Origin of the sequence: uncultured Caulobacter sp., assembly GCF_947036865.1 — a bacterium.
In the GTDB taxonomy this organism is placed as follows: domain Bacteria; phylum Pseudomonadota; class Alphaproteobacteria; order Caulobacterales; family Caulobacteraceae; genus Caulobacter.
This window is the reverse complement of record NZ_CAMQSF010000021.1, coordinates 50,910-61,408: the sequence shown is the minus strand read 5'-3', so window position 1 is coordinate 61,408 and position 10,499 is coordinate 50,910. Positions and strand designations below refer to the sequence as shown.

The window sequence follows — 10,499 nt, the reverse complement described above, 5'->3', positions numbered from 1 at the left end:
CGCCGGCCGTTCCCGCGCCGCCGCCGCCCCCGCCGCCGCCGCCCATGCCGCCCATGCCGCCGATGGAGGCGCTGATGGCCATGGGTCCGGGCATGGGCGACCTGATGATGATGCATCACCGCGCGCCGGATCCGGAAAAGCGCGCCCAGCGCCTGCGCGACATCCTGCAGCTGCGCCCCGACCAGGACGGCGCGCTGAAGGCCTATGTCGAGGCCACCACGCCGAAGGTCACGATCAGGACCGAAGAGGTCAAGGACAAGGGCGACCGCAAGGACGGCGACCGGATGGAGCGCCCCGAGATGAAGCCGCTCGGCACGCTGGAGCGTCTTGATCACATGACCAAGGCCGCCGACGCCCTGAAGAAGCGCGCCGAGGCGACCCGCGCCTTCTACCTCGCCCTGACGCCCGCCCAACAGAAGACCTTCGACATCCTGGGGATGGGCGAAGGCGGCGAGGGCGGCGAGCACGTGTTCATCCGCCGCTTCGACACGCGGGGTCCCCAGGTCTTCAAGGACGGCGAGCGCCGGATCGTCATTCAGCGCAAGGTCGGCTGACCCCGCTCGGACACGGGGCGCGGCGCCTGGACGTCGCGTCCCGTGTTCTCCGTAAAGATACGGCCATTGCCCCCGCCGCCCGGCCGCTCTAGAGCGAGGTCATGGACGCGCGCCACACGTTCGACTTCCTGACCAATCCCGAGCGGTTCATGGCCTTCTCGCGGTGGGCCGCGCCGTGGCTCGGCGCGCTGTCGGCCGTCGCCGGCGTCGCCGGCCTGGTCCTGACCTTCCTGGTCCCCGAGGACTACCAGCAGGGCGACACGGTGCGGATGATGTTCATCCACATCCCGGCCGCCTCGATCTCGCTGTTCATCTATCTGTGCCTGGGGGGCGCTTCGTTCCTGGGGCTGGTGTTCCGCCAGGCGCTCGCCGACCTCGCGGCCCAGGCCTGCGCGCCGCTGGGCGCGATCTACACGGCTCTCGCCCTGATCACCGGCTCGCTGTGGGGCAAGCCGATGTGGGGAACCTGGTGGGTCTGGGACGCGCGCCTGACCTCGGTGCTGGTGCTGCTGCTGTTCTATCTCGGCTATATCGCCCTGCGCGGGGCGCTGGAGGACGAGCAGAAGGCCGCCCGCGCCGCGGCGATCCTGGCCCTGGTCGGCCTGATCAACCTGCCGATCGTCAAGTTCTCGGTCGACTGGTGGAACACCCTGCACCAGGGCGCCTCGACCTTCATGGCCGCCAAGGGCAATGGCCTGCCGGCCATCTATGCCTGGCCCTGGGGCCTGATGAGTCTGGCCTATCTCGGCGCGTTCGGCGCGCTGTGGCTGGTCCGTATCCGGGCGCTCGTCTGGCGGCGTCGTGCCAGGGCCCTGTCGCTGAAGCTGGCGGAGAGCCCGCGATGAGCTTCGACTTCGACGCCGGCAAGTACGCCATCTATCTGTGGCCCGCCTTCGGCATTTCCGCGCTCGCCTTCGCCTGGATGATCGCGAGCAGCCTGCTGACCGCCCGTCGCTGGCGGCGCGAGGCCGAGCGGCTGCAGGCCCAGCTGGACGCCGAGCGCGCTCCGGAGACTGGCGCGTGAAGCGCTGGCTGGCCTTCTCGCCGCTGATCGTGCTGGCGGCCCTGGCGGCGCTGTTCGCCGGCTATGCCCTGAAGCGCGATCCGCACGTCCAGCCGCACGCCCTGGTCGGCAAGCCCATGCCCGCGGTGTCGCTGCCGGATCTCGACAGCGGCCGTCCGGCCCCGATCCGCGCCCCGGGCGACGGTCCGGTCCTGGTCAACTTCTTCGCCTCCTGGTGCGCGCCCTGCGAGGTCGAACATCCGCAGCTGATGGCCCTGAAGGCCCAGGGCGTGAAGATCGTCGGCGTCGCCTACAAGGACGCCCCGGCCAACACCCAGGCCTTCCTGGGTCGCCTCGGCGATCCGTTCGCCGAACACCGCGTCGACCGTGACGGCCGCGCGGGGCTGGAGTTCGGCGTCACCGGCGTGCCCGAGACCTATCTGGTGGGCTCGGACGGCATGATCCTGGCCAAGCACACAGGCCCGCTGACGCCCGACGCGGCCGAGGACCTGCTGAAGCAAGCCCGATAGCGACAGAGCGCGTCGACGCGTCGCGGAGCCAGCGCGTTAACGCGGCGTTGACCATACTCGCGGACCTTCCGTTAACCATGTTAGGCTCCGAGTCATGAGCACCGTCCGTCCCGCCGGTTGGCCGTCCGTCCCGTCGAAGCCCGCGCCCGCCTCGGGCCAGGGCGCCCAGACGCGCGCGGCCTTCTTCCAGGCGGCCCTCGGCGACGCGGCCGCGACCCGGCCGGCCCTCGCGCCCTCGACCGTGCAGATGCAGACCATGGCCCAGCCGCAGCAGCGTCCGGCCCCGCAGAAGCCGTTCGTTCAGCCCGACGCGCAGCCGCAGCGGATTCTCCGGCCGGGGTCGCTGCTGAATATCGTGGTCTGACCGCCTGGCGCGCGTCGCCGTCTTCGCCACGTCTCGCCGGAAGGCGAGCGTTCGAAAGCGGTGCGGATCAGTCCGCCACTCGCATCGCCGCGAAATCCACGATCATCGGCTCCACGCCCAAGGCGGCCAGGAACCGCCTGAAATCCGCCTGGCTCACCGCGGTGGTGGCGTCGTTGCCCAGCGGGTGGAAGTTCACCGGATCGCTGTCGGCCAGAGCCTTGTCCAGGACGAAGCGGACGCGGCGGTCCACGTCGTTGATCAGGCCGAAGGCGGTGACCGAGCCCGGCCTGACGCCCAGGGTCTCGACCATCATCGCTTCCGGTCCGAACGAGAGCCGGCCCGAGCCGATCACGTGATGCAGCTTCTTCAGGTCGATCGCCGTCTCGCCCAGCGCCGAGATCAGCCACAGCTGGCCCTTGGCGTCCTTCAGGAACAGGTTCTTGGTGTGGCCGCCCGGGAGGGCCTTCTTGATCTCGAGCCCTTCCTCGACGCGGAACACCGGCGGGTGCTCCAGCGTGGCGTGCGCGATCCCGTGGGCCTCGAAAAAGGCGAACAACTCGGCTCTGGTCTTCATGAGGCTCTACTAGACGGCCCGCGGGCGCGAGCGCTAGACCTCGACGCAGGGCAGGACGATCAAGCAAAGGACCGGCATGGAACTGGAGTGCTATCCCACCGAGAACCGCCCGCCCGAGATCGTGCCCGGGCGGCCGCAGCGGGCCTGGATGGACCGCTTCGCCGAGCGCCATCCCTATCGCTGCCTGCCGCTGACCATGGCCAACACCACCGGCTGGGACATCCTGTGCCCGGTCGGCTTTTCGATGAGTTGGGACGGCGGCGCGCACCAGGAGTGCATCAAGTTCCAGCCCGACCACCCCTATCCGGGCTTCACCGACTTCGTGAAGTCGCACTTCACGCGCGGGGTGGTGACCTTCCACACCGGCTATCTGTTCCGCACCCCGCCGGGCTGGTCGCTGATGGCCATGGGTCCGCCCAACCACGTCAAGGACGGCATCCAGCCGCTGGCCGGGGTGATCGAGACCGACTGGCTGCCGTTCCCGTTCACGATGAACTGGATCTTCACCCGCCCCGGCACGGTGCGGTTCGAGAAGGGCGAGACCTTCTGCTTCATCATGCCGATCCAGGACAAGCCGATGGAGGCCTTCCAGCCGGTGATCCGCTCCATGAACTCGAACCCCGACCTGCGCCGCCAGTACGACGTCTGGGCCGAGAAGCGCACCGAGTTCAACAACCTGATCTTCAAGCGCGACCCCGAGGCGACCAAGGAGGCCTGGCAGCGCTTCTATTTCAAGGGCGAGTATCCCGAGGAGATCAAGGCCGAAGCGCCCAGCCACCACGTCAACAAGCGGCGGATGAAGTCGCCCAAGGTCGGGGTCTGACGAACCGGCTCTACGGGCAGTTGCTGTCGGCGAGGACCCGCTCGTAGTCCTCGCGGCTGCTGATGCCGATGTTCAGGTCGTTCACCAGCCCGTTGCTGAGCGAATAGACCCAGCCGTGCACCGACAGCGCCTGGCCGCGCGCCCAGGCGTCCTGCACGAAGACGTCGGCGGCGACATTGCGCACCTGGCGGGCGACATTGAGCTCGGTCAGGCGATCGAGCATGGCGCGCCGGTCGGGGATGGCTTCCAGCGCGTGCCTGTGCTCGGCGTGGACCTCGCGGATCGGATGTAGCCAGTGATCGACCAGGCCCCGCCGCTGTCCGTCGATCGCCGCCGCCACGCCGCCGCAGCCATAGTGGCCCACGACCATGATGTGCTTGACCTTCAGCACGTCGACCGCGAACTGCAGCACCGAAAGGTAGTTGGCGTCCTGCGGCGGGGCCAGGTTGGCGACATTGCGGTGCACGAAGAGCTCGCCCGGGTCGAGACCGACGATCTCGTTGGCCGGCACCCGGCTGTCGCTGCACCCGATCCACAGATAGGCCGGGCTCTGCTGGCCTTCGAGGCGCTTGAAGAACTCGGGATCGATCTCGGTTTTGCTCTTCGACCAGGCGGCGTTGTTGGCTTTCAGGTCTTCGAGCATCAGCGTTCCGGATGGTGGTCGGGGTGGGCGGCCGCGATCGCCGGGTGCTGGACGGCGCGGGCGACGGCGGCCTGGATCGCCGGGAACGGCGACAGATCGACGTTGAACCGGCCAGCGTTGAACGCCTGCGGGACCAGCAGGCAGTCGACCAGACCGGGCGCATCGCCATAGGCGAAGGCTCCGGCATGGGCGGCGATCATCGGCTCCAGCGCCCGGAAGCCCTCGTTGATCCAACGGGCCACCCAGGCGTTGCGGTCGGTCTCGCCGATCTCCAACGCCGAAAGCTGGCGAAGGATGCGCAGATTGTTCAGCGGATGGATGTCGCAGGCGATGATCTCGGCCATGCCTCTCACGATGGCCCGCTCGTAGGGCGCGGCGGGCAGCAGGGCCGGTTCGGGCGAGACCTCGTCCAGCCATTCGAGGATGGCCAGGCTCTGGGTCAGGGGGCGGCCGTCGACCTCCAGGGTCGGCACCAGGGCCTGGGCGTTCAGGGCTCGGTAGTCGTCCTGATGATGAGCGTTGGCGGCCAGGTCCACCGGGCGCAATTCGTAGGCCAGACCCTTCAGGTTCAGGCCGATCCGCACCCGATAGGGCGCGCTGGCGCGCTTGGCGCTGTGGAGAACCAGCTTCATGGCTCGACGTCCTCAGACGAGGGTGAATTCCAGCCGTCCGACGCCCTCGACCTCGCCCGCGACGCGGTCGCCGCGAACGATCGGGCCGACGCCCTCCGGCGTGCCGGTGAAGATCAGGTCGCCGGCCGCCAGGGTCCAAAGCTCGCTGGCCTTGGCGATGACCTCGCCGACGTTCCAGATCATGTCGCCGATCCGGCCGCTCTGGCGGACCTCGCCGTTGACCGAAAGGGTGATGGCCGCTTCGGCCGCCGGGGCCTCGGTGGCGCGAAGGGCGCTGATCGGCGCGCTGTCGTCGAAGGCCTTGCCGGCCTCCCACGGCTGTCCCTTGGCCTTGGCTGCGCCTTGCAGGTCGCGGCGGGTGAGATCGACGCCGACGCCGTAGCCGAACACGCAGGCCAGGGCCGCCTCGACCGACAGGTTCGCGCCGCCGTCCTTCAGCGCCACCACCAGCTCGATCTCGTGATGCAGGTCGCTGGTCGCCGGCGGGTAGGGGACCTCCGCCTTCAACGGCGCGATCGCGTCGGCCGGCTTGGCGAAGAAGAAGGGCGGGTCGCGCGTGTCCGCGCCCATCTCGCGGGCGTGGGCGGCGTAGTTGCGGCCGACGCAGAGAACGCGGCGGACCGGGAACACCGCGTCCGATCCCTCCACCGGGACCGTCGGCTGGGCGTGCGGGGGAAAGGCGTACAAGGTCATGGCGCCTCGTTTAGACCCAAACGCGTCCCGCCAAAACCCCAGCCTTGATTTTGCCTGGACGGGTCTGGCGTGGAAACGCCTCGAACGGCGGCGCGTGGCTTGAAGGCGAGCGCTAAACGTTCTTTCACTTGCCCGGACACCCGCCATCGCGTCATGTCGGCGGCGGGGTACTGGGCGCATTCGGATCGGGGGCAGTCATGCTGATCATCGAGAACCTGACGCATGTCTATGGCAACGGCGTGCGCGCGCTGGACGAGGTCAGCCTGACGATCCCGCGCGGCATGTACGGCCTTCTGGGACCGAACGGCGCCGGCAAGTCCACCCTGATGCGGACCATCGCCACCTTGCAGGCCCCGACCTCGGGCCACATCCGCTTCGGCGACATCGACGTGCTGAAGACCCCCGAGGAACTGCGCAAGACGCTCGGCTACCTGCCGCAGGACTTCGGCGTCTACCCGCGCGTCTCGGCCTACGACATGCTCGACCACATGGCCGTGCTGAAGGGGATTTCGAGGCCGAAGGAGCGCAAGGAAACGGTCGAGAACCTGCTGAACCAGGTCAATCTGTGGACCGTGCGCAAGAAGGCCATCGCCGGCTTCTCGGGCGGCATGCGCCAGCGCTTCGGCATCGCCCAGGCCCTGATCGGCGATCCGCGCCTGATCATCGTCGACGAGCCCACCGCGGGCCTCGACCCCGAGGAGCGCAACCGCTTCCTGAACCTCTTGGCCGAGATCGGCGAGAACGTCGTGGTGATCCTGTCGACCCACATCGTCGAGGACGTCTCCGATCTCTGCCCGGCCATGGCCATCATCTGCGACGGCCGCATCGTGCGCGAGGGCGCGCCGGCCGACCTGATCGCCCAGCTGAAGGGCCGGATCTGGAAGAAGGTCATCGACAAGACCGAGCTCGAGGCCGCCAAGGCCAGCCACAAGGTCATCTCGACCCGGCTGCTGGCCGGGCGCACGGTCATCCACGTCCTGGCGGACGATCATCCCGGCGACGGGTTCACGCCCGTCGAGGGCGGGCTGGAGGACGTCTACTTCTCCACGCTCTCGACCACGCGGCGGGCGGCCTGACGGGGAGCGGTCCGATGTTCATCAAGGTCGCGGGCTTCGAGTTCCGTTATCAGACCCGCCAGCCGGTCTTCTGGGTCGCGGTCGGCTTCTTCTTCCTGCTGGCGTTCGGCGCGGTCGCGTCCAGCAACGTCCAGATCGGCTCCACGGCCAACGTCCACAAGAACGCGGCGACCACGATCGCCCAGGTGACTCTGGGCTTCGCGGTCATCTACATGTTCGTGACCGCCGCCTTCGTGGCCAACATCATCGTCCGCGACGACGACACCGGCTTCGGGGCCATCCTGCGCTCCACCTCGCTCACCAAGTTCGACTATCTCTATGGCCGGTTCACCGGCGCGTTCCTGGCTGCGGCCTTGTCGTTCCTGGCCGTGCCGCTGGGCATGGTGATCGGCTCGGTCATGCCGTGGGTGGATCCCGAGACGATCGGGCCGTTCGTCCTGAACCACTATCTCTACGCCTATCTCGTGCTGGCTCTGCCCGCGCTGCTGCTGACCTCGGCGGTGTTCTTCGCCCTGACCACGGTCACCCGCTCGATGATGTGGACCTATGTCGGCGTCATAGCCTTCATGGTGCTGCAGACGATCGGCTCGGGTTTCCTGCGCCAGCCAGGCCTGGAGAAAATCGCCGCCCTCTGGGAGCCCTTCGGCGCGGCCGCCTTCGGCCTGGCGACCCGCTACTGGACCGCCGCCGAGCGCAACACCCAGCTGCCGGCCTTGGCCGGCTACCTTCTGGCGAACCGCGTGCTGTGGATCGGCCTCTCGCTGCTGATCGCGGCGGCGGCCTATCCGCTCTTTCGGATGGCTCCGGCGGCCCGCCGCGCCGACAAGAAGGCGAGCAAGGGCGCCGACCTCGACACCCCGCCGCCGGCCGCGACGCCGCGCGCGACGCCCAGCTTCGATCGCGCCAGCCGCCTGGGTCAGCTCTGGGCCCGAGCGCGCCTCGACGCCCGCCAGGTGTTCCTCAGCCCCGCCTATCTCGTCCTGCTGGGCCTGGCCGTGGCGCTGTCGATCGCCAATCTGTGGCGCGCCGCCGACGACAGCCTCTATGGCGGCAGCATCTATCCGGTGACGCGGGCGATGATCGACGCGCTGGAAGGCATCTTCGTCTTCATGACCATCGTGATCGCCTCGTTCTACGCCGGCGAGCTGGTCTGGCGCGAGCAGGACCGCAAGACCCACGAGATCATCGACGCCACCCCGATCCCGGACTGGGCGTTCGTCATCCCCAAGACCATCGCCATCGCCCTGGTGCTGACCTCGACCTTCGTCGTCAGCGTGCTGGTCGCCATCGCCGTCCAGCTCGTCAAGGGCTACACGCATTTCGAGCTGACGAACTATCTGGTCTGGTGGGTGCTGCCCCAGACCGTCGACTGCCTGCTGCTGGCCGTGCTGGCCGTGTTCATCCAGGTGCTGTCGCCGCACAAGTTCGTCGGCTGGGGCGTGATGGTCGCCTACATCATCGCTCAGATCGTCGCTGGCAACTTCGGCCTCGACCACGTGCTCTACAGCTATCCTTTCGGTCCCGGCGTGCCGCGCTCGGACATGAACGGGCTCGGCCACTTCTGGGTCGGCGCGTGGTGGCTGCGGCTCTACTGGTCGGCCTTCGCGGTGATCCTGCTGGTGCTGTGCCACGTGCTGTGGCGGCGCGGGACCGAGAGCCGTCTGCGGCCCAGGCTCGCGGCCATTCCGCGCCGGCTGCGCGGCGCGACCGCCGTCGTGGCGCTGCTCGCCGCCGGCGTGTTCGTCGCGACGGGGTCCTTCGTCTATCTGAACACCAACGTCTGGAACACCTATCGCACCCGCCTCGACGAGGAGCGCTGGCTGGCCGACTACGAAAAGACCCTGCTGCCGTTCGAGAAGGTTCCGCAGCCGACGATCGCCAAGGTCAAGCTCGAGGTCGATCTGAAGCCCCATGAGTCGATCGCGACCACCAAGGGCGTCTACGAGATCCAGAACCGCACGGACCGGGCGCTGCGCGAGATCCATGTCCGGTTCGACCGCGATCTGAAGGTCTCGGCCCTCTCGATCCAGGGCGCGCGGCCCAAGAAGACCTTCGACCGTTTCAACTACCGGATCTTCACCTTCGACTCGCCCATGGCGCCGGGCGAGACGCGGACGATGTCGTTCTCGACGGTCCGGCGGCAGATCGGCTTCAAGAACAGCGGCAACGACACCCGGCTGGTCGACAACGGCACGTTCCTCAACGACCAGGAACTGGCCCCGGGCCTGGGCATGAGCCGCGAGGGCCTGATGAAGGACAGCGCCAAGCGCCGCAAGTACAAGCTGCCGCCTCTGCCGCGTCCGGCCAAGCTGGGCGATCCCGACGCCGAGGCCCACAATGTCCTGCGTCGCGACAGCGACTGGGTGACCGCCGACATCACCGTCACCACCGACGCCGATCAGACGCCGATCGCACCCGGCTACAAGGTCTCGGACGTCACCGCCGGCGGTCGTCGCACGGCGCGCTTCCAGACCGAGGCGCCGATCCTGCACTTCTTCTCGATCCAGTCGGCGCGCTACGCGATCAAGTCCGAGACCTACAAGGGGATCGCGCTGTCGATCTATTACGACGCCAAGCACCCGTGGAATATCGACCGGATGATGCGGTCGATGAAGGCGTCGCTCGACTACGACCAGGCCAATTTCAGCCCCTACCAGTTCCGCCAGCTGCGCTACCTGGAATTCCCGGGCTATGCCGACTTCGCCCAATCCTTCGCCAACACCATTCCGTGGTCGGAGAACCTCGGCTTCGTCGCCGACTACAAGGACCCGACCAAGATCGACATGGTCACCTATGTCGGGGCCCACGAGATCGGCCACCAGTGGTGGGCGCACCAGCTGGTCGGCGCCGACGAACAGGGCGCCTCGGCCATGGCCGAGACCCTGGCCCAGTACTCCGCCTTGATGGTCATGAAGCGGACCTATGGCGAGCCGATGATCCGCAAGTTCCTGAAGTACGAGCTGGACCGCTATCTGCGCGCGCGCGGCGGCGAGGTGATCGAGGAACTGCCGCTGGAGCGGGTCGAGAACCAGCCCTACATCCACTACAACAAGGGTTCGCTGGTCATGTACCGGCTGGCGGACCAGATCGGCGAGGCCAATGTCAACGCGGCGCTGCGCGATCTGCTGGCCAAGTACGCCTTCAAGGCCGCGCCCTATCCGACCATGCTCGACGTCGTGGCGGCCTTCCGCGCTCACGCCCCGGCCGACAAGCAGGCGCTGATCACCGACCTCTTCGAGAAGATCACGCTCTACGACCTCAAGACCAAGAGCGCGACGGTGAAGAAGCGGGCCGATGGCCAGTACGACGTCACCGTCACCGTCGACGCCCAGAAGAAGTACGCCGACGGCAAGGGCAAGGAGACGACCGCGCCGCTGAACGAGACCATGGACATCGGCCTGTTCACGGCCGAGCCGGGCAAGAAGGGTTTCGACGCCAAGAGCGTGGTGGCCTATGCGCGCCGGCCGATCCGCTCGGGCGTGCAGAGCTTCACCTTCACGGTCGTCCAGGCGCCGAAGTTCGCCGGCATCGACCCCTACAACACCGTGATCGACCGCAACGGCGACGACAACACGATCAAGGTCGGCGGCTGACGCGAAAAACCCGC

General features: G+C 68.0%; 12 protein-coding genes. 8 read left to right on the top strand and 4 right to left on the bottom strand.

Translation table 11 applies throughout. The features are described from left to right. From Q0V34_RS12865 to Q0V34_RS12845, 5 genes are all read left to right on the top strand, one after another. Window positions 1-554: Spy/CpxP family protein refolding chaperone (locus tag Q0V34_RS12865; protein ID WP_297512494.1), on the top strand; the 554-nt coding region annotated here is incomplete at its 5' end. Between the two features lie 101 nt (window positions 555-655). After that, a complete protein-coding gene (gene ccmC / locus Q0V34_RS12860) occupies window positions 656-1,399 on the top strand; it encodes a heme ABC transporter permease CcmC (RefSeq protein WP_297512492.1) in 744 nt (247 codons plus the stop codon). Beyond that, window positions 1,396-1,578, top strand: coding sequence for a heme exporter protein CcmD (gene ccmD, locus Q0V34_RS12855; RefSeq protein WP_297512490.1), 183 nt, complete (start codon window positions 1,396-1,398; stop codon window positions 1,576-1,578). Before ccmC ends, ccmD begins: the two co-directional genes overlap by 4 nt. Next, window positions 1,575-2,087 (top strand): DsbE family thiol:disulfide interchange protein, encoded by a 513-nt coding sequence (locus Q0V34_RS12850; RefSeq protein WP_297512489.1) that lies wholly within the window; start codon window positions 1,575-1,577, stop codon window positions 2,085-2,087. Before ccmD ends, Q0V34_RS12850 begins: the two co-directional genes overlap by 4 nt. Window positions 2,088-2,181: 94 nt before the next feature. Continuing rightward, window positions 2,182-2,451 (top strand): hypothetical protein, encoded by a 270-nt coding sequence (locus Q0V34_RS12845; protein ID WP_297512487.1) that lies wholly within the window; start codon window positions 2,182-2,184, stop codon window positions 2,449-2,451. A gap of 67 nt (window positions 2,452-2,518) precedes the next feature. Here Q0V34_RS12845 and Q0V34_RS12840 read toward each other — a convergent pair whose 3' ends face one another. Then, entirely contained in the window at window positions 2,519-3,025 is a 507-nt protein-coding gene (locus Q0V34_RS12840; RefSeq protein WP_297512485.1) for a prolyl-tRNA synthetase associated domain-containing protein, read from the bottom strand. Window positions 3,026-3,101: 76 nt separating this feature from the next. Between Q0V34_RS12840 and Q0V34_RS12835 the strand changes: the two genes are divergently transcribed. After that, window positions 3,102-3,848 (top strand): DUF6065 family protein, encoded by a 747-nt coding sequence (locus Q0V34_RS12835; protein ID WP_297512483.1) that lies wholly within the window; start codon window positions 3,102-3,104, stop codon window positions 3,846-3,848. 10 nt (window positions 3,849-3,858) lie between these two features. Here the strand turns inward: Q0V34_RS12835 and Q0V34_RS12830 are convergent, their stop codons facing one another. Genes Q0V34_RS12830 through Q0V34_RS12820 form a run of 3 tightly spaced genes read right to left on the bottom strand, consistent with a single transcriptional unit; the run spans window position 3,859 to window position 5,816 of the window. Next, a complete protein-coding gene (locus tag Q0V34_RS12830; protein ID WP_297512481.1) occupies window positions 3,859-4,491 on the bottom strand; it encodes a carbonic anhydrase in 633 nt (210 codons plus the stop codon). Continuing rightward, window positions 4,491-5,123 carry a maleylacetoacetate isomerase gene (gene maiA / locus Q0V34_RS12825; RefSeq protein WP_297512479.1) on the bottom strand — a complete coding sequence of 211 codons (633 nt, stop codon included), beginning with the start codon at window positions 5,121-5,123 and terminating at the stop codon, window positions 4,491-4,493. The genes Q0V34_RS12830 and maiA overlap by 1 nt, the downstream gene beginning before the upstream one ends. A gap of 12 nt (window positions 5,124-5,135) precedes the next feature. Further along, the gene (locus Q0V34_RS12820) at window positions 5,136-5,816 is read right to left on the bottom strand and encodes a fumarylacetoacetate hydrolase family protein (RefSeq protein WP_297512477.1); all 681 of its coding nucleotides are present in this window, start codon (window positions 5,814-5,816) and stop codon (window positions 5,136-5,138) included. A 197-nt stretch (window positions 5,817-6,013) separates the two neighbouring features. On the opposite strand from Q0V34_RS12820, the gene Q0V34_RS12815 reads away from it, so the two are divergent. Next, window positions 6,014-6,892, top strand: coding sequence for an ABC transporter ATP-binding protein (locus Q0V34_RS12815; RefSeq protein WP_297512475.1), 879 nt, complete (start codon window positions 6,014-6,016; stop codon window positions 6,890-6,892). 14 nt (window positions 6,893-6,906) lie between these two features. Next, entirely contained in the window at window positions 6,907-10,485 is a 3,579-nt protein-coding gene (locus Q0V34_RS12810) for a M1 family aminopeptidase (RefSeq protein ID WP_297512474.1), read from the top strand. Window positions 10,486-10,499 lie beyond the last annotated feature (14 nt).